Here is an 18,455-nt window from a genome sequence, read left to right as displayed (position 1 = left end):
CGCATTTGGCTTAGCCGTGGTTATGGTCACCATCAGCGTGCACATGGCCGTGGTCCAATTCACTTGGATCGGCATCGCGCACTTCTACAACTTCGACGTCGAAGTTCAAAGCTTGACCTGCTAATGGGTGGTTGCCATCAACAGTGACCTGCTCGTCGTCAACTTCAACGATAATAACAGATTGCTCACCGTGGTCAGTGCTGGCACGGAACTGCATGCCTGGCTCAACTGGGTTGTCGCCAAACAAGCTGCGCGGAACGGTTTGAATCAAACCGTCGTGACGCTCGCCGTACGCATCTGCTGGAGCGATATCAGCATTGAATTTGTCACCTACAGCTTTACCTGCAAGTACATCTTCAAGGCCTTTGATTAACATGCCGCGACCAAAGATAAATTGTAACGGCTGACCTTCTTTAGATTGGTCAAGCTGTTGGCCTTCAGCGGTTTTCACGGTGTAGTGAATACCGACAACTTTGTCTTGGCTAATGGTTTGAGTCATGATTCATCCAATTTATAGGGCAGTGGGTAAATTTCCAACAGACTCGCGTCATCACCTTTCACGCGCAAGCGGTTATCACTAGCTAAATCGCTAGGGAGCACCGCCAGCAGTTCCAGATGTTGGTCAGCACGGCTCACTGCATTAACTACCGTGCCTGCACGTCGCCAGTTTTCGCCAAGTTGCTGTTCAATCACCGCACCAGGTGCAGTGGCAGCGCCTTGGCCAACCAAGCGAAAGAGTGCACGCTTTTGCTTGCCCAAATATTTCATTCGAGCAACCGTCTCTTGGCCGATATAGCACCCCTTGCTGAAACTAATGCCATCGAGGGCTTGTACATTCAGCATCTGGGGAACGAACTCTTCTATTGTACCTGAAAACAGGGTCGGTCGACCACGCTCGATTTCCAGCGCCTGCCAGTAATTCAGGCTCGCATTGGTCGGCAGTGGTTCGCCTTGGTTTAAACACAAGTACTGATCAGGATGTTCACCTAAACTGAGTACCAGAGCCTGTTCAGTGCGGCTAACCGCACCAGCGGTACTTGCGGTAATCGGACTGTCGAGTAATTCTGCGAGTCTTGCCGGCGCAGCAGTACCGAACACTCCAAAGCGCTGGAACTGATCGCTAACATCGCTGATCTCGACTTTATTGAATACGCCAAACTTTTGTAACTGAGCCATGGTTGTTGCTGCAGCATCTTTACTCGCAATCAGCAGTACGCCATCACGGTAACGTAGCAGCCAAAAAGTACTTAAAGTTTTGCCTTTATTATCGCAATGCGCTCCGTAGACCCAGTGATCATCCTTTAACTGGCGCAGGTCACAGGTGAACTGGCCTTGTAAAAAACTATCAGTGTCAGGGCCGGCGATTTGCACAACCGCGTGATCATCCAGCGAAACAGTTACGTATTCGGGTGGAGCTTTGGTAAACTCTGTGGCTAACACAATCAACCTCGCTTGTTCGCATCAATAGCAGTTAGGTGGGGACGTATTTGTATTATACAAGGGGCAGTAGTCGAACCTATGGAAAAATTGCAACAAAGCGCAGAATTATTGCGTGACAAAAACCGTTTACGTTGGGCGTGTCGACGCGGAATGCTTGAGCTTGACGTGCTCTTTATGCCATTTGTTGAACAAGCTTACGATGATTTAGATAGCGCGCAACAAGAGGCTTTTCGACGTTTGTTAACCTGCGATGATCCCGATCTGTTTGCCTGGTTCATGGGACACCAGCAGTGTGAGGATCCAGAACTCAAAAGCATGGTTGATTACATTTTGAGTCGCGTGAAAGTGTAGCCATGTGGGTGTGCAGTCAAACGCCATGGCGCTGGCTGCAGCGTTCGCAGATTTGGGCCGTTGATGCCGACCAGCGTCGGCTGATCCGGCTCGACGACAACTCCGCTACCGAACTTAGCCGGCCACAGGTGATTTTAGTATTGCCTTGGGTCATCGTGGTGCAATTTGCTGGAGTCAAGAGCGACCGCACGCGGCAGCCACCGCAGTGGTGGCTGTATTGGCGCTGGTGGACGGATACCCGCAGTTTTGTGCGTTGTCGGCGGTTATTTTTGCGTTGGCGTCAAGATGGTCGGTTGCGCTTGCGGTAACAATTCTGGATAGTCCAGCGTGTAATGCAAACCTCGACTTTCTTTGCGCGCCATAGCGCAACGGACGATCAGCTCTGCTACTTGCACTAGATTACGTAATTCGAGCAGGTTGTTGGTGACGCGGAAGTTGCTGTAATACTCATGAATCTCTTGCTGCAATAGCTCGATACGGCGTAACGCGCGCTCCAATCGCTTGGTAGTGCGCACAATTCCCACGTAGTCCCACATAAATAACCGCAGTTCGTGCCAGTTATGTTGGATCACGACTTCTTCATCGGAATTGCCTACTTTACTCTCGTCCCAACTCGGTAGATCGCTGCGTAACTGTGTCGCATCAAGCTTAGCAATAATGTCTTTCGCGGCAGCACGGGCAAATACCAAACATTCCAGTAATGAGTTACTGGCCATGCGGTTGGCACCATGCAGACCTGTGTAGGCGACTTCGCCGATGGCATAAAGATGCGGCACATCGGTTTGGGCATTGAGGTCGGTATGTACGCCACCGCAGGTATAATGTGCTGCGGGCACAATGGGAATAGCTTGTTTGGTAATATCGATGCCGATACTTAAACATTTTTCATAAATGGTGGGAAAATGTTCGCGCACAAATGCTGGCTCTTTGTGTGAGATATCCAAATACATGCAGTCAGCACCCAAGCGTTTCATTTCATAGTCTATCGCGCGTGCGACGACATCGCGTGGTGCTAGCTCAGCCGATTCATGAAAATCGGGCATAAAGCGCGAGCCGTCTGGGCGTTTTAGAAAGGCGCCTTCGCCGCGCAAAGCTTCGGTGAGCAAAAATGAATGTGCATGCGGATGGAATAAACAAGTCGGGTGAAATTGATTGAACTCCATATTGCTGACGCGGCAACCTGCACGCCACGCCATGGCAATACCATCACCGCTGGCCACATCGGGGTTCGAAGTATATTGGTAAACCTTACTGGCACCGCCAGTCGCCAAGGCAACGAATTTAGCTGCCACGGTCTCGACTTGTTCCAGTTCGCGATTCCAAATATAGGCACCATAAACGCGACGGCTTTGGCCGGTCAGTCGATCGGTAATCAAATCGACCGCATTGTAGCGTTCGAGGAGTTGAATATTGGGATGATTGCGAACTTTACCGACTAAAGTAGTTTGTACTGCGCGTCCGGTGGCATCGGCGGCATGCAAGATGCGCCGGTGACTATGGCCACCTTCTTGATTGAGATGGAATTTGCTATCACTGTCGGATTTATCGACGCGGTCAAAGCCCACGCCAAGGTCAATGAGCCATTGCAGACTATCGCGTGCGTTCGAGGTGGTGAATGCGACAGCTTCTTCATCACAGAGACCGGCGCCGGCAATTAACGTATCTTGAATATGGCTTTCAATGCTATCATCTTCGTCAAAGACGGCGGCAATACCGCCTTGCGCATAGTAGGTTGAGCCTTCAGTTAGAGGGCCTTTTGACAGTACGAGTACCTTGGCATGGTCCGCCAGATGTAAAGCTAGGGTTAAACCAGCGGCACCACTGCCAATGATCAGTACGTCACATTGATAATCGCTGCGTTGTTCCATAAAGTACGGGTAGCTCAAGCGTAAAACGCTGTAGATGAAAGGAATACGTTCGATTTTACTGTTTTATAAATTTTTTGCGAACTTTTTAATGTTAGCCCTGTCTGAACTCCCAAGTATGACAAATAGGAGCTTGGGCCTGGTTCGCGGTACAAGATTTGGGTTGAGGAGAACAGGCTCAGATGAGCGAACAAGATACTGATAAAGCGCTGGTGCTAAGAGTGCAGCAGGGCGACCAGCAAGCTTTTGATTTGCTGGTAAAAAAATATCAGCACAAAGTAATGAGCCTGATTTCACGTTATGTCAAACAGGCGGCGGATGTACCAGATGTTGCACAAGAAGCGTTTGTTAAGGCCTATCGTGCAATTGGTAATTTTCGTGGTGAGAGTGCGTTTTACACATGGTTGTATCGTATCGCCGTGAATACCGCGAAAAATTATTTGGTTGCGCAAGGGCGCAAACCGCCAGCTTCCGATGTTGACGCTGAAGAAGCTGATTATTACGAAGGTGCAGGTGCGTTGCACGATGGCGCATCACCGGAAAGTTTACTGCTCACCGATGAAATTCGCGACGTAGTAATGCGTACTATTGACGCATTGCCCGAAGATTTAAGGCGAGCCATTACGTTACGTGAAATAGAAGGTTTAGGGTACGAAGAAATTGCAATTGAGATGGACTGTCCAATTGGTACAGTACGTTCGCGGATTTTCCGCGCTCGAGAAGCAATCGATGCGCAGTTACGGCCCTTGCTAGAGCGCTAATTTTTTCTGAGGAAAGTTTATGACCAACCGCAGCTTTGAACAAGTATCAGCATTGTTAGACGATGCGATTGCCGACACTCGCGAGCAAGCGCAACAGCTAGATACTTTGTTAAGCGACAACGAAGCACAGCAGGTCTGGGCGCGTTATGCACTCTATGGCCGTGTACTGAAAGGCGAGGCTACTGCGCAAGCACCTGCCGATATCAGTGCCATGGTAGCGGCACGAATCCGCCAAGAAGCGAAGCCGAGTCAAGTGGTCCAAGGACGCTTCGGGAAACAACGTATGGCGCGTTGGCTACGACCCGCCGGCAGCGTTGCAATCGCAGCAAGCGTTGCACTCGTGGCGGTATTAACCGTACAACAAAGTCAGCCAGTTACCCCTGAGCAAAGCGTCGAACCTGCGTTCGCTACTAATCCACTTGGTGGTCGTAGCCCAGTCAGTTACAATACGGTTTTGCAACAAAACGCACCGAGCGAAGCTGAGCGTGCGCAGCAATTACGCGTGTTGCAGAGTTATATGTTGGATCATAGTCAACAATTGCAACTTTCTTTGCAGGCGCAGCAACTGAATGAACAATCTGAAGCAGAAACTGAAGCAGCAGCACCACAAAAAGATGATAACTAATGCCTGGCGTAGCAGCATCACTGGGTTGCTGCTACTCTGTGGTTTCCTTTCTTCCAGCGCAATAAGTCAACCTTTTCAAGTCACTGATAGCAATCAGAATCGAGCGGTAGCGCTCTATAATGAAATGGCGCAAGCTTTGCGCGAACTTAATTTCGAAGCCACTTTAGTCCGTAGCTCAGGCACTCGCTTAGAACCGATGACATGGTTACATGGCGTGTATCCTGACGGTACCGAAGTTGAATTAATCGTTATGCTCAATGGGCCCGACATGCGCATTCTGCGTATCGGTGATGACACTTCCTACTATGAGCCCCATGATGAAGCCTACACCTTACACAGCGATGTGACTTTCGGCATACTACCAGCCGCTTTTTATAAGAACTTTTCCGAACTACAGCCGCACTATCAGGTCGTGGGCGGCCGAGGCGTGCGCGTCAGTGGGCGTAGCACCCATTTTTTACGTATTTTAAGCCGCGATAATGACCGTTATCATTATGGCTTGTGGATTGATGTCGAGTCTAAGATGCTGCTCAAAATGCAAATGATGACGCCGCAAGGTGACATTCTTGAGCAATTGCAAGTCACTACCTTTGTTGAGCGTGAGAACGTCCCCATTGGTATGAGCGATGTGCGCGGTATTCCACGTCCACCCCGCTTGTACGAAGTGCGCAATTTACGTCCACCACAGTTTAACCTGCGGCCGCAATGGCTTCCCGCTGGATTTGAGTTACTGCGCGCAGGACATCGGCGCGTTGCAGGCTCAGGTTTGCCGGTTGACTATTACTTGTTTAGCGACGGTCTTACCGAGGTGTCGGTTTATATAGGCTCTCAAGAACAACAAGGGCTACCGAGTTTAGCGGTGCAGGGACGTGAATCCATCGTCAATAGCACCCAACAAAATCTAGCGGTGACCGCGGTAGGTAAGGTGCCCGTGAGTACGCTACAACGCATGGTCGATAGTATGCGTGCGGTTGAGCCCAAGGCTACGCAACCGTAATGGCGAGGTATTGGAGTCAATTATGATTCGTGAAGTTGCCACTATTACAGAAATTGGTACCGATTATTTGTTGGTAACCACCGAACTTAAAACCGGCTGCAGTGGCTGTGCCCAACAAACAACCTGCGGTGCCGGTATTATCTCTAAAGCTTTCAGTGACCGCCGCGCGGCATTTCGTGTGCAAAAACCAGATACTGGTGATTTTCACGAAGGGCAAACCATCGAACTCTTACTTCCTGAACAGATGCTTACCCGCGCTTCCTTACTCATTTACGGCGCACCGTTATTGGTGCTGATACTAAGCGCAGCGACTCTACAAGGCCTGCTAGGCATCAGTGAGGGGTTCAGTATCATTGCTTCGCTCATCGCCTTTGGCGCCAGTTTTTGGGCATTGAAACGTTGGTTCAAAATGCGTGATTTACAGGTGAGTCAGCTGCTACAAGTGCAACAAATCCACTGAAAACACCCGAAAAACCTTTGTTCTGCGCCTCATTATCAGTATGATCAGCGCTAATTATTTTTCCTACTTAGTTGTTGCGGGGGCATGAATGCCAGAAAAGGCGTTTAAGCAAGCGAATATCCGAAATTTTTCGATCATTGCGCACATTGATCATGGTAAATCGACGCTTTCTGATCGGTTGATTCAGCATTGTGGCGGTCTTGCCGATCGTGAGATGGCTGAACAGGTGCTCGACTCAATGGATCTTGAGCGTGAGCGTGGTATTACCATTAAAGCGCAAAGCGTAACCTTGCATTATACCGCTGCCGACGGTGAAACCTACCAACTCAACTTTATCGACACGCCTGGGCATGTCGACTTCTCATACGAAGTATCACGAAGCCTTGCCGGCTGTGAGGGTGCTTTGTTGGTAGTCGATGCGGCACAAGGCGTCGAAGCGCAAACCTTGGCGAACTGCTATACCGCGATCGAAATGGATCTTGAGGTGGTGCCGGTACTCAATAAGATCGACTTGCCGCAAGCGGATCCGATGCGGGTGGCTGAAGAAATTGAAGACATCGTTGGTATTGAAGCGGTAGACGCGGTGCAATGTTCAGCCAAAACCGGTATTGGTATCGACGAGGTGCTGGAGCGAATTGTGCGCCAGATCCCGCCACCGCAGGGGGATCCAGATGCGCCGGTGCAAGCACTCATCATCGACTCGTGGTTCGACAACTACCAAGGCGTTGTGTCTTTGGTTCGGGTTAAGAATGGCACCCTGCGTGCTGGCGATAAAATGAAGGTCATGTCGACCGGACAAAGCTATCAAATTGACAAAGTCGGTTACTTCTCACCGAAGCAGTTTGAGACCGGAATTCTGCGTTGCGGTGAAGTAGGCTTTGTCATTGCCGGCATTAAAGAAATTAAAGGCGCGCCTGTTGGCGATACGCTAACGCTGACGAAAACCCCAGCAGAAAAGCCGTTGCCTGGCTTTAAGAAAGTGAAACCACAGGTTTATGCGGGGATGTTCCCAATTTCCTCGGATGATTATGAAAGCTTCCGTGACGCGCTTGATAAACTCAGCTTAAACGATGCTTCGTTGTTCTTTGAACCAGAAAATTCGGCCGCACTTGGTTTTGGTTTCCGTTGTGGTTTCCTTGGTATGTTGCACATGGAAATCATTCAAGAGCGCCTCGAACGCGAATATGACATCGATTTGATTACCACAGCACCTACTGTGGTATATAAGGTTGTGACCACCAAAGGCAAGGAATTGAGCGTCGATAACCCGTCGAACTTGCCGGCGGTGAACGAAATCGAGACGATTTATGAGCCGATTGTCGAAGCCAATATTTTGGTACCGCAAGAGTATCTTGGCAATGTCATTACCCTTTGCGTCGATAAGCGTGGCGTGCAGACCAATATGATTTACCACGGCAAGCAAGTTGCTGTGACCTATGAATTGCCAATGGCCGAAGTGGTGATGGACTTCTTTGACCGCTTGAAGTCGACCTCGCGCGGTTACGCATCGCTTGATTACCACTTCAAGCGCTTCCAAGAAGCCGATATGGTGCGAGTTGATATTCTTATCAACAATGAGCGCGTGGATGCGTTGGCAATGATCACGCATCGTGATAACTCAGTCGGTCGTGGTCGTGAGCTGGTTGATAAGATGCGTGAACTGATTCCGCGCCAGATGTTCGACATTGCGATTCAGGCCACCATAGGTAACCAAGTCATTGCGCGTTCAACGGTCAAGCAATTACGCAAGAACGTGACCGCGAAATGTTATGGCGGTGACGTGAGCCGTAAGAAAAAGCTGTTGCAGAAGCAGAAAGAAGGTAAGAAGCGTATGAAACAGCTGGGTAATGTGGAGGTACCGCAGGAAGCGTTCTTAGCGGTACTCAAGGTAGGGAAATAAGCACAAGGTAGCACATGGCAAACTTTTACTCAGCGTTGCTAACGATCGTCACGATCGTAGCCGGTCTCATATGGCTGTATGACGCCAAGGTCAATAAACCGAAACGTTTAGAGAAAATTGCTGACGAAGAACGGCGTTTGCAGCAGCAGCTTGATGAAGACGCACGGCAACGAGTAGCCCCACAAGGTGGTATCGCTGAGTTTGCGCAATCGGTGTTTCCGATCCTATTTGTGATTCTTATTTTACGGTCGTTTTTTTACGAACCCTTTCGCATTCCGTCGGCATCAATGATGCCGACTTTGCTGGAAGGCGATTTTATTCTCGTCGAAAAATTCACTTATGGCGTTCGTGACCCAGTATGGCGCACTGAATTCATCGAGTCAGGCCGGCCAGAGCGAGGCGATATTGCGGTGTTCAAATATCCACCGCAGCCTAATTTAGATTTTATAAAGCGTATTGTCGGGCTGCCAGGCGATCGCATCATTTACCGCAACAAAACACTTTATATTCAACCGGCATGTGCTAACGCCGCAGAAACTGAGTGTCCGAAACTTGAAGTTGTGGCGCGTAATGTCAGTGAATCAGATGCCGTTTATTTTAATGGTGCGCGCCCCTTACAAGTCGCTGACGAGCAACTTGGTAGTGTCTCACATCAAATTCTTATCGACCCAACAGTCGGTGGACGCGAAGCTTTTTATTACAAACAATCAGGAACTGCACGCGATGAGTGGATAGTGCCAGAAGGTGCTTATTTTGCCATGGGTGATAATCGCGATAACTCGGAAGACAGCCGTTACTGGGGTTTCGTGCCGGAAGATAATTTAGTTGGCAAAGCCGTCTTTATTTGGATGAGTTTTGAAATGGATCGACCATCATCAAGTTGGTTGCCACAATGGGTGCCGACTGGTATCCGCTGGCAGCGCCTTGGAGGAGTGGAATAATTGTGAGCTTACCCAAGCCACCTATTACAGAATTAGAAAAAGCTTTTGGCTATCAATTTCAAGACGATGAGCGTTTACAACAAGCGCTCACCCATCGTAGTGCCAATGCGGTACACAATGAACGGTTAGAATTTCTTGGCGATTCGGTGCTTGGCATCATCATTAGCGAAGCGTTATTTGAGCGCTTTCCGAAGATTGATGAAGGTGACTTGAGTCGTATGCGTGCGACCTTAGTCTGCGGGCGAAATCTGGCCAAACTCGCGCAGAAGTTCGATATCGGCAAACATTTGCGGCTGGGCCCGGGAGAAATGAAAAGTGGCGGACATCGCCGTGAATCTATCTTGGCCGATGCAATGGAAGCCTTGTTGGGTGCAATGTATTTAGAAAGTGATTTGGATACCTGCCGCCGCGTAGTTTTGTTGTGGTTCAAAGACCAATTACAGGGCATCAAACCAGGTGCCGGTCATAAAGATCCGAAAACGCGCTTGCAAGAATTTCTGCAGGGACGACAATTACCTTTGCCGGTGTATGATGTGGTGACGATTCAAGGCCAAGCGCATAACCAGCGTTTTACCGTGAGTTGCACCACCGAACTACTAGACGAGCCGGTACTTGGCAGCGGTACTAGCCGCCGTAAAGCCGAACAGCAAGCAGCTTCACTCACTTTAGAAAAAATTCAACAGCAGGAGTCCTAACATGCAAGATCTACAGCCGACCGAACAAGCATCGGCGTTCATTGCCATTGTTGGACGCCCTAATGTTGGTAAATCGACGCTGCTGAACCGTATTCTTGGACAGAAAGTTAGTATCACCTCGAGCAAGCCGCAAACCACTCGACATCGCATTCTCGGCATCGAAACTGAGGGCGATCGGCAGATCGTTTATGTTGACACGCCAGGCTTACATCAGGACGAAAAACGCGCAATCAACCGCTTGATGAACCGTGCCGCAGCAAGCTCGTTGAGCGGCGTTGAAGCCGTTTTGTTTGTGGTCGAAGCTGGGCGTTGGACGACTGATGACGAGATGGTTTTAAACAAGCTCAAGCACAGCAAAGTACCAGTGTTACTCGTCGTCAACAAAGTTGATCAAATCAAAGATAAAAGCGAGTTATTGCCGTTGTTGCAAGAACTTGCCGCGAAAGCCGATTTTGCCGAGGTGATTCCGTTGTCAGCGCTCAAAGGGGATCAGGTCCCAGCGCTGCGCGAACTCGTGCAGCGTTACGCCAAACCGGGTGCGCATCATTATCCTGAAGACTATGTTACTGATCGCTCATTACGATTTATGACGGCCGAAATCATTCGCGAAAAGCTGATGCGTTTCACCGGTGACGAACTGCCGTACAGCACCACTGTTGAAATCGAACAATTTCAGTCTGCGGAAAATGGCACTACGCACATTCACGCGCTGATTCTGGTTGAACGCGATGGCCAAAAACGCATGGTGATTGGTGCTGGTGGGCAAAAATTGAAGCAGATTGGTAGTGAAGCGCGCCGCGACATCGAAACCCTTATCGATGGCAAAGTGCACTTACAGTTGTGGGTCAAAGTGAAATCCGGTTGGGCTGACGACGAGCGCGCTTTGCGCAGTCTCGGTTACCAAGAGGATTAACCGCGGTGGAGCCAGCTTTTGTTTTACATCGCTGGCCCTATCAGGACAGCAGCTTGATTGTTGAGCTCCTGACCCGTGAACAAGGGCGCTATCGAGTCGTTGCCAAAGGTGCGCGCCGCCCGAAAAGTCCTTGGCGCGCCATTTTACAGCCTTTCACGCCGTTACTAGTGCAAAGCCGCGGGCGCCATGATTTACAAACGCTCACCCAAGCTGAACTTAATGGTCACGCGGTTGCGCTGAATGGCCGCTCGCTCTATAGCGGTTTTTACTTAAATGAGCTGGTACAGCGCTTAACGTCTCCCTACCAACCCCTGGAACCAGTCTTCGATGACTATCAGCAAGCATTAGTGCAACTAGCTAGCAGCGCTCACGTTGAACCGGTCTTGCGCCAATTCGAATGGCAAATGCTGTGTCATTTAGGCCACGGGTTTGATTGGGATTATGACGACCAAGGTGAATCCATTCAGGGCGAATTTTGGTATAGGTTTGTGCCAGAACACGGTTTTTGCCGGGTTCCACAGGCGACCACGGACTGTTTTAGTGGCAGCTCGCTGTTGCAGCTCGGTGCATTTGAGCTGACTGATCCGAGCCTGCTAAACTCTATGAAACGAATTATGCGTATGGCGCTTGCGCCCTATTTAGGTGACCAGCCATTGCGCAGCCGGCAATTATTTGCCCAACAAAAAGGAAATTAACATGCATCATGCTCCTTTAGGCAACACCATTTTGTTAGGGGTCAACATTGACCATGTCGCTACGGTGCGTAACGCTCGTGGCGTCAATTACCCGGATCCAGTGCATGCAGCGGCGATAGCCGAACAAGCAGGTGCCGACGGCATCACGATTCACTTACGCGAAGACCGCCGGCATATCAAAGATCGTGACGTCGAAATTCTTGCAGATACGCTGCAGACGCGGATGAATTTGGAAATGGCGGTCACCGAAGAAATGCTCGCAATTGCCTGTCGAATAAAGCCTCACTATGTTTGCTTGGTACCGGAAAAGCGAGAAGAATTGACCACCGAAGGCGGTCTCGACGTTGCTGGGCAACAAGATAAAATTACTGCAGCAGTGGAGCGTTTGGCGGAGCAGGGTATTCAAACTTCACTATTTATTGATGCCGACAAGCAGCAAATTGACGCGGCCTTGGCGACCGGTGCAAGCATTATTGAATTACATACTGGCCACTACGCTGAGCAACAGGATCTCGCGGAGCAACAAAGAAGTTTGCTGTTATTGCATGATGCGGCTAAATACGCCCAAGCTGCCGGTTTACAAGTAAACGCCGGACATGGTCTGCACTACCACAACACCGCACCGATAGCGGCTTTACCAGAATTGGTTGAGCTCAACATTGGGCATGCGATCATTGCGCGTGCAGTATTGGTTGGACTCGAGCAAGCAGTGCGTGACATGAAACGTTTGATGCTCGATGCGCGTACCGCCTCAACGGTGCAATCGCGCTAAGCATGGCACAAATTTATCGGCCGAGCGCCAAGCGCCCGCAACAGCAAGTGTTGCGTAACCAGCCCGTTAAAGCATTGAACCATCAAGGCCAAGGGATTGTGGCAAGTGCACAGGGCGTGCGTTTTGTCAGCGGTGCCTTAGCTGGCGAACTTATTGACTTTCGCAGCGAAGGCAAACATCAAGGTAAGTTGCTCAACATACAGCAAGCTGCCGCCGATCGTGTCATTCCCGCCTGTAAGTATTATGACGCCTGCGGTGGTTGCGACTTGCAACACTTAGCGCTCGAGCAACAACGTGAGCATAAGCAGCAAGTGGTCGTTGAGCTGATGGCCAAGTTTGCCGATGTTACTGCGCAAAGCTGGTTACCGCCGCTCGGCGCCGATGCTTGGCGCTACCGCAGACGGTTACGTCTCGCCTGTCACTGGGACCGCAAAAGACAACGCTTGACGCTAGGTTTGCGAGCCGCACAGAGTAAGCAGATCGTGGCGATTGAGGATTGTTTAGTGGCGCAGGAGCAAATCACTGCGTTGCTGGCAAGCTTACGCGCCACGCTAGCGAAGTTGCAAAGCCCAGAGCAACTTGGCCATGTTGAGTTGATTCATGTTGATCGCACGATTGTATTGTTACGCCTAACCGCAAGCGTATCGGCGGCCGATAAAGCCTTGCTTGAAAAGTTCGCCGAGCGGCAGCACGTCGATATTTGGCTACATTGTGCGGAACAGCCGCCGCAACCGTTGTTGCCGCAGCAGCAACTGCCCCGTTATCAAAGTTCGCAACTCATGTTGGAGTTTCAGCCGGGTGATTTCCTGCAAGCCCATGTGAATCTGAGCCTAACTATGGTGGAACAAGCGCTGACATGGCTCGATCCGCAGGCGGGTGAGTCAATTCTGGAACTCTATGCTGGAAGTGGTAATTTTACCTTGCCGATCGCGCTGACAGGTGCTCAAGTGACGGCCATTGAGGGCGTACCATCGATGGTAGAACGGTTGCGCGCAACGGCGCAGCAACAAAAGTTGCGGGTGACGGCAGTGCATGCAGATTTGGAGCAGAATTGGCGCCACTACCCATGGGCACAACAACGGTTTGATAAGGTTCTGCTAGATCCTGCCCGCGCGGGAGCGCCTCACGCGATTACGGAAATTGCGCAACGCCAACCGCGTCGAGTGATTTATGTTTCTTGCGCGCCGGATACGCTTGCGCGCGACGCCAAACAACTGCGAGCTGCCGGCTACCAGTTAAAACAGGCGCAAATCATTGACATGTTTCCGCAAACCCATCACATTGAATGTTTGACGTGGTTTGAACGGGAGGCATAGTCGTGGTTCATGTGCGAAGTACCCATGTTGATAAGCCAGACCAACTTGGTGACTGGTTGCAGCATGTCAGTGCTGACACTTGCAAAGCCCAGCTAACGGAACATTTCGAGCAATTACAACAACGCCTAGGCAAAGGTTCGCCGCTGTTGTTGAAAGGGCAAGAAATGGTCGAGATTCTGGCAAGTCTACAGCTCGATGCCGATACCCTGGTCGCCGCACTCTATAGTCCTGCTTATCAAGCGCAGCAAATTGACCGTGAACAACTAGCCAAGGACAATTCTGAAAGCCTTGTGACGCTGCTGAATGCGGTTGAGCAAATGCAGATGATTAGCGAACTGCAAAGCTTTCAGCATGGCAAACCTAATGTTGAACAGATCGATAATGTACGACGCATGCTGTTATCGATGGTGGCTGACGTACGGGCCGTATTGATCAAACTTGCGGAGCGGGTGTGCGCGTTGCGTGAAGTAAAGCAAGCAAACGAAGAAACGCGCGTGCTGGTTGCCAAAGAATGCCAAGACATTTATGCGCCGCTAGCCAACCGCTTGGGGATTGGCCAGCTGAAATGGGAACTCGAAGATCTCTCATTCCGTTATTTACATCCACAAACCTACAAAACCATCGCTAAGCAGCTTCACGAGCGACGCGTCGATCGTGAAGAATATATTGCAAAATTTGTCATGGGGCTGCGCGACGCTATGGCGGCCGAAGGCATAGATGCCGAAGTCTATGGTCGACCCAAACACATTTATTCCATTTGGCGGAAGATGCAAAAAAAGCATCTGAGTTTCGACGAACTATTCGATATTCGTGCGGTCCGTGTCGTAACGCGCAGTCTCAAGGACTGCTACGCCGCCCTTGGTGTGGTGCATAGTCAATGGCGCCATATTCAATCCGAGTTTGATGATTATATTGCGACACCGAAAGCCAATGGCTATCAGTCGATTCACACGGTAGTGATTGGCCCAGAAGATAAGCATGTTGAAATTCAAATTCGTACCCATGATATGCATGAAGATGCCGAGCTAGGGGTTGCTGCGCACTGGATGTATAAAGAGGGTGCTGGCGGCAAAAGTGGCGGATTTGAGGAAAAAATTGCGTGGCTACGTAAATTGCTCGCTTGGCATGAAGATATGGCCGAGAACGATGAGTTAGTCGCCGAAATTCGTTCGCAAGTCTTTGAAGATCGGGTTTATGTGTTTACCCCAAAAGGTGAAGTCATTGACTTACCTTACGGTGCGACACCGCTGGATTTCGCTTACTACATCCACTCACAGATTGGGCATCGCTGTGTGGGTGCCAAGGTCGACGGTCATATTGTGCCGTTCACCTATAGTCTGAAAAATGGCGAGCGAGTTGAGATCCTCACCCAAAAAAACGCCGAACCGCGACGTGATTGGCTGAATCCAGCTATGGGATACCTACGGACATCGCGTGCACGTAGCAAAGTTGTCACCTATTTTAAGAAGCTTGATCGCGACAAGAATTTGAAAGCGGGGCGCGAAATGCTGGAAGCGGAACTGCAAAAGTTTGATATTCCGCTGGCGCAAGCGCAAACCATACTGGAGCGATTTAATTTCACTCAGCTCGACGATTTACTCGCCGCGATCGGTGCTGGAGATGTGCGCCTGAATCAAGTGGTGAATCAGTTGCGGCCAACGGTGGACCCCGCCACTGAACGGTTGGAACGGTTGCAGCGCAAAGTACCGACTAAACCTAGCAAGAAAGCCAGTGATATCAGCGTGCAGGGTATTGGCAACTTAATGGTGCAGTTCGCCAAATGCTGTCAACCCTTGCCAGGTGAACCCATTATGGGATTTGTGACGCAAGGGCGCGGCGTATCGGTGCACCACCGTGATTGTGAGCAACTGAAGCATTTATTAGAAACCCATCCAGAGCGCGGTTTACAGGTGCATTGGTCGCGTACTGAATACGGACGTTATCGCGCCGATTTGAAAATAGATGCCGATGACCGCAATGGTCTGTTACATGACATCACCTCGGTACTCGCGAATGAAAAAACCAGCGTTGCGCAGCTCGATTCGCAGTTAGACCAAGGCACACGCCAAGCACGGATTTCGCTGGGGCTGTTTATTGAAAACCAACAAAGCCTGCAGCAGATCATCACTCGTTTGCAGCAAATTAAAGGAGTTCATAAGGTGCAGCGTTATGGTCAACACTGAGCAATTCCCAGGTGTCGCAGCTTTACTTGAGGTGATGCAGCGACTACGTGATCCCCAGGGCGGCTGTCCATGGGATTTACAACAAACCCTGACCAGCTTGATCCCCTATACCATTGAAGAAGCATACGAAGTGGCGGCGGCACTGACCGACGGCAATCTCGATGAGATCAAAGATGAACTTGGTGATTTGCTGTTCCAAGTGGTGTTTTACACGCAATTGACCAGCGAACAAGGGCAGTTTACTTTCGACCAAGTCGCGCAACAAACCGCAGATAAACTGATTCGCCGTCATCCCCATGTGTTTGCTGAAAGCGGCGCGCAGTCCGACGCAGAAATTAAGGCGCAGTGGGAACAAATAAAACAGCAAGAGCGCGCTGAAAAAGGTGAAACAGCATCAGTTTTTAATGGTATTCCGGATAATTTGCCGAGCATTTTAACCGCGCAGAAGCTACAAAAACGCGCGGCAAGTGTCGGTTTCGACTGGGACAACATAGTTCCAGTGCTAGCTAAAGTTCGCGAGGAACTAGCGGAAGTTGAAGAAGAATTGTATGCGCAACGCCTTGATAAAGAGGCGCTCGCAGATGAAATTGGTGATGTGTTATTTGCTGTGGTGAACCTTGCGCGTCATGCCCAAGTAAATCCTGAACATGCGTTGCGCCGCACCAATCATAAGTTTAAGCAGCGCTTTCAGGCCATAGAGAAGCGTCTTGCAGAACGAAATACCGCAGCAACAGAGTTGAGCTTGGCAGAGTTAGAGCAGGAGTGGCAGTTGGTTAAAGCGCAGCTGAAGACGGCCGCAAACGATTAATTTGTAATTGTCGGAATTAAGTCGTTACGGTATACTGTTTTCCCGTCTTGAAGCAGTTCCCTTATTTCACCTGACGACTTAGGTTTCGCATGACAACTAATTATATTTTCGTCACCGGCGGTGTAGTATCTTCGCTGGGTAAAGGTATTGCTGCAGCTTCATTGGCGGCAATTCTTGAGGCGCGTGGCTTGCATGTCACAATCATGAAACTCGACCCTTATATCAACGTCGACCCGGGCACCATGAGCCCAACTCAGCACGGTGAAGTGTTTGTCACCGAAGACGGCGCTGAGACCGACCTCGACTTAGGTCATTACGAGCGTTTTATTCGCACCCGTATGACTAAGAAAAACAACTTCACCACTGGCCGTGTTTACGAGGACATTATTCGTCGCGAACGCCGTGGTGAATTCCTTGGCGCCACCATTCAGGTGATCCCTCACATTACCAACGAGATTAAGCGTCGTGTGATTGACGGTGGCGAAGGCTATGACATCGCGATCGTTGAAATCGGTGGCACCGTGGGTGATATCGAGTCGCAGCCGTTTCTCGAGGCGATTCGCCAACTGGCTACTGAAGTTGGCCGTGATCGCACCTTATTCATGCATCTAACGCTAGTGCCTTTCTTAGGCGCCGCGGGCGAGGTGAAAACTAAGCCAACCCAGCATTCGGTAAAAGAGCTGCGTTCGATTGGTATTCAGCCAGATGTATTAGTGTGCCGCTCTGATCGTGCGTTGCCAGCCAATGAGCGCTCAAAAATCGCCTTGTTCACCAATGTTGAAGAGCGTGCCGTTATCGGTTTAAAAGATGTCGATAGTATTTACAAGATCCCAGCGATTTTGAAGTCGCAGGGTCTTGACGAGATCGTCGTCAACCGTTTCCGCTTGGATCGCCCAGAGGCTGATTTGGCCGAGTGGGAACAAGTGTTATACCAAGAATCAAATCCAAGTGGCGAAGTCACCGTAGGCTTTGTGGGTAAGTACATCGAACTGCCTGATGCTTATAAATCCGTCAACGAAGCCTTGGCGCACGCTGGTCTGAAGAATCGCTTAACCGTCAATATTCGTTATATTGATGCACAAGACGTTGAAACTAAAGGCGTAGCAAAACTTGCCGATGTTGATGCGATCATCGTACCTGGTGGGTTTGGCGAGCGTGGCATCCTTGGCAAGATCATGGCAGCGCAATACGCGCGCGAACACAAAATTCCGTATCTAGGTATCTGTTTGGGTATGCAAGTGGCGCTGATCGAGTACGCGCGCCATGTGGCAGGGCTTGAGGGCGCTAATAGCACCGAGTTCGATGCCAATACCAAACATCCAGTGGTCGGTTTGATTACCGAGTGGATGGATGCCAAAGGCCAGAAAGAGTTGCGTGATCATAACTCGGATTTAGGCGGCACTATGCGTCTTGGCGCCCAAGCTTGTAACTTAGTAAAAGGCACCAACGCGCATCATTTGTATGGTGCTGATGTGATTCAGGAACGCCATCGTCACCGCTATGAAGTCAATGGTACTTATGTGGAGCAACTCGAAGCCGCGGGCTTGAAGATTTCCGGTTGGTCGTACGATAACCGTTTGGTTGAGATCATTGAAATCCCAGAGCATCCATGGTTCGTAGCAGCGCAGTTCCATCCAGAATTCACCTCGACACCGCGCGATGGGCATCCATTGTTCCGTGGATTTATCGAAGCCGCTGGCAAATACCAGAAACAACGTCGCGGCTAAGGGTCG

General features: G+C 50.2%; 19 protein-coding genes. 16 read left to right on the top strand and 3 right to left on the bottom strand.

Going from position 1 to position 18,455, the window contains the following annotated elements; genetic code table 11:
• Positions 1-10: 10 nt before the first annotated feature.
• Positions 11-499, bottom strand: a complete 489-nt coding sequence (locus tag ACJ8W9_RS03700) for an FKBP-type peptidyl-prolyl cis-trans isomerase (RefSeq protein ID WP_034729119.1) — start codon at positions 497-499, stop codon at positions 11-13.
• Entirely contained in the window at positions 496-1,440 is a 945-nt protein-coding gene (gene ygfZ, locus ACJ8W9_RS03695) for a tRNA-modifying protein YgfZ (RefSeq protein WP_411360428.1), read from the bottom strand. The genes ACJ8W9_RS03700 and ygfZ overlap by 4 nt, the downstream gene beginning before the upstream one ends.
• A gap of 78 nt (positions 1,441-1,518) precedes the next feature.
• Here ygfZ and ACJ8W9_RS03690 point away from each other — a divergent pair, with 78 nt between their 5' ends.
• Both ACJ8W9_RS03690 and ACJ8W9_RS03685 read left to right on the top strand, forming a co-directional pair.
• Positions 1,519-1,791: a succinate dehydrogenase assembly factor 2 gene (locus tag ACJ8W9_RS03690; RefSeq protein WP_411358544.1), complete on the top strand. Its 273-nt coding sequence runs from the start codon at positions 1,519-1,521 to the stop codon at positions 1,789-1,791.
• A 2-nt stretch (positions 1,792-1,793) separates the two neighbouring features.
• A complete protein-coding gene (locus ACJ8W9_RS03685) occupies positions 1,794-2,099 on the top strand; it encodes a hypothetical protein (protein ID WP_411358543.1) in 306 nt (101 codons plus the stop codon).
• Here ACJ8W9_RS03685 and nadB read toward each other — a convergent pair.
• A complete protein-coding gene (nadB, locus tag ACJ8W9_RS03680; protein ID WP_411358542.1) occupies positions 2,055-3,659 on the bottom strand; it encodes an L-aspartate oxidase in 1,605 nt (534 codons plus the stop codon). The two genes, ACJ8W9_RS03685 and nadB, sit on opposite strands and share 45 nt — an antisense overlap.
• Before the next feature lie 179 nt (positions 3,660-3,838).
• Between nadB and rpoE the strand changes: the two genes are divergently transcribed.
• The 14 genes from rpoE (at position 3,839) to ACJ8W9_RS03610 (ending at position 18,449) form a co-directional block, all read left to right on the top strand.
• Positions 3,839-4,417, top strand: coding sequence for an RNA polymerase sigma factor RpoE (rpoE, locus tag ACJ8W9_RS03675; RefSeq protein WP_411358541.1), 579 nt, complete (start codon positions 3,839-3,841; stop codon positions 4,415-4,417).
• Positions 4,418-4,436: 19 nt separating this feature from the next.
• On the top strand, positions 4,437-5,042 hold the full coding sequence (locus ACJ8W9_RS03670) for a sigma-E factor negative regulatory protein (protein WP_411358540.1): 606 nt from the start codon (positions 4,437-4,439) through the stop codon (positions 5,040-5,042).
• Positions 4,987-6,039 (top strand): MucB/RseB C-terminal domain-containing protein, encoded by a 1,053-nt coding sequence (locus ACJ8W9_RS03665; RefSeq protein WP_411360427.1) that lies wholly within the window; start codon positions 4,987-4,989, stop codon positions 6,037-6,039. Before ACJ8W9_RS03670 ends, ACJ8W9_RS03665 begins: the two co-directional genes overlap by 56 nt.
• Positions 6,040-6,061: 22 nt before the next feature.
• Positions 6,062-6,499, top strand: a complete 438-nt coding sequence (locus ACJ8W9_RS03660; protein WP_411360426.1) for a SoxR reducing system RseC family protein — start codon at positions 6,062-6,064, stop codon at positions 6,497-6,499.
• Positions 6,500-6,587: 88 nt separating this feature from the next.
• Positions 6,588-8,399, top strand: coding sequence for a translation elongation factor 4 (gene lepA / locus ACJ8W9_RS03655; RefSeq protein ID WP_411358537.1), 1,812 nt, complete (start codon positions 6,588-6,590; stop codon positions 8,397-8,399).
• Positions 8,400-8,413: 14 nt separating this feature from the next.
• The gene (gene lepB / locus ACJ8W9_RS03650; RefSeq protein WP_411360425.1) at positions 8,414-9,340 is read left to right on the top strand and encodes a signal peptidase I; all 927 of its coding nucleotides are present in this window, start codon (positions 8,414-8,416) and stop codon (positions 9,338-9,340) included.
• Between the two features lie 2 nt (positions 9,341-9,342).
• Positions 9,343-10,035 (top strand): ribonuclease III, encoded by a 693-nt coding sequence (gene rnc, locus ACJ8W9_RS03645; RefSeq protein WP_411358535.1) that lies wholly within the window; start codon positions 9,343-9,345, stop codon positions 10,033-10,035.
• Between the two features lies 1 nt (position 10,036).
• A complete protein-coding gene (gene era, locus ACJ8W9_RS03640; protein WP_411358534.1) occupies positions 10,037-10,948 on the top strand; it encodes a GTPase Era in 912 nt (303 codons plus the stop codon).
• A 5-nt stretch (positions 10,949-10,953) separates the two neighbouring features.
• Positions 10,954-11,643 (top strand): DNA repair protein RecO, encoded by a 690-nt coding sequence (recO, locus tag ACJ8W9_RS03635; protein ID WP_411358533.1) that lies wholly within the window; start codon positions 10,954-10,956, stop codon positions 11,641-11,643.
• Position 11,644: 1 nt separating this feature from the next.
• The gene (pdxJ, locus tag ACJ8W9_RS03630; protein ID WP_411358532.1) at positions 11,645-12,415 is read left to right on the top strand and encodes a pyridoxine 5'-phosphate synthase; all 771 of its coding nucleotides are present in this window, start codon (positions 11,645-11,647) and stop codon (positions 12,413-12,415) included.
• Between the two features lie 2 nt (positions 12,416-12,417).
• Positions 12,418-13,731: a methyltransferase domain-containing protein gene (locus ACJ8W9_RS03625; RefSeq protein ID WP_411358531.1), complete on the top strand. Its 1,314-nt coding sequence runs from the start codon at positions 12,418-12,420 to the stop codon at positions 13,729-13,731.
• A gap of 2 nt (positions 13,732-13,733) precedes the next feature.
• Positions 13,734-15,914 (top strand): GTP diphosphokinase, encoded by a 2,181-nt coding sequence (gene relA, locus ACJ8W9_RS03620; RefSeq protein WP_411358530.1) that lies wholly within the window; start codon positions 13,734-13,736, stop codon positions 15,912-15,914.
• A complete protein-coding gene (gene mazG, locus ACJ8W9_RS03615; protein ID WP_411360424.1) occupies positions 15,901-16,722 on the top strand; it encodes a nucleoside triphosphate pyrophosphohydrolase in 822 nt (273 codons plus the stop codon). The genes relA and mazG overlap by 14 nt, the downstream gene beginning before the upstream one ends.
• 89 nt (positions 16,723-16,811) lie before the next feature.
• Positions 16,812-18,449 (top strand): CTP synthase, encoded by a 1,638-nt coding sequence (locus tag ACJ8W9_RS03610; RefSeq protein WP_411358528.1) that lies wholly within the window; start codon positions 16,812-16,814, stop codon positions 18,447-18,449.
• The last annotated feature ends 6 nt before the right edge of the window (positions 18,450-18,455 follow it).

Source organism: Pseudidiomarina salilacus (genome assembly GCF_047323925.1).
In the GTDB taxonomy this organism is placed as follows: domain Bacteria; phylum Pseudomonadota; class Gammaproteobacteria; order Enterobacterales; family Alteromonadaceae; genus Pseudidiomarina; species Pseudidiomarina salilacus.
The sequence above is the reverse complement of the archived record's forward strand: the minus strand, read 5'-3'. Positions and strand labels throughout refer to the sequence as shown.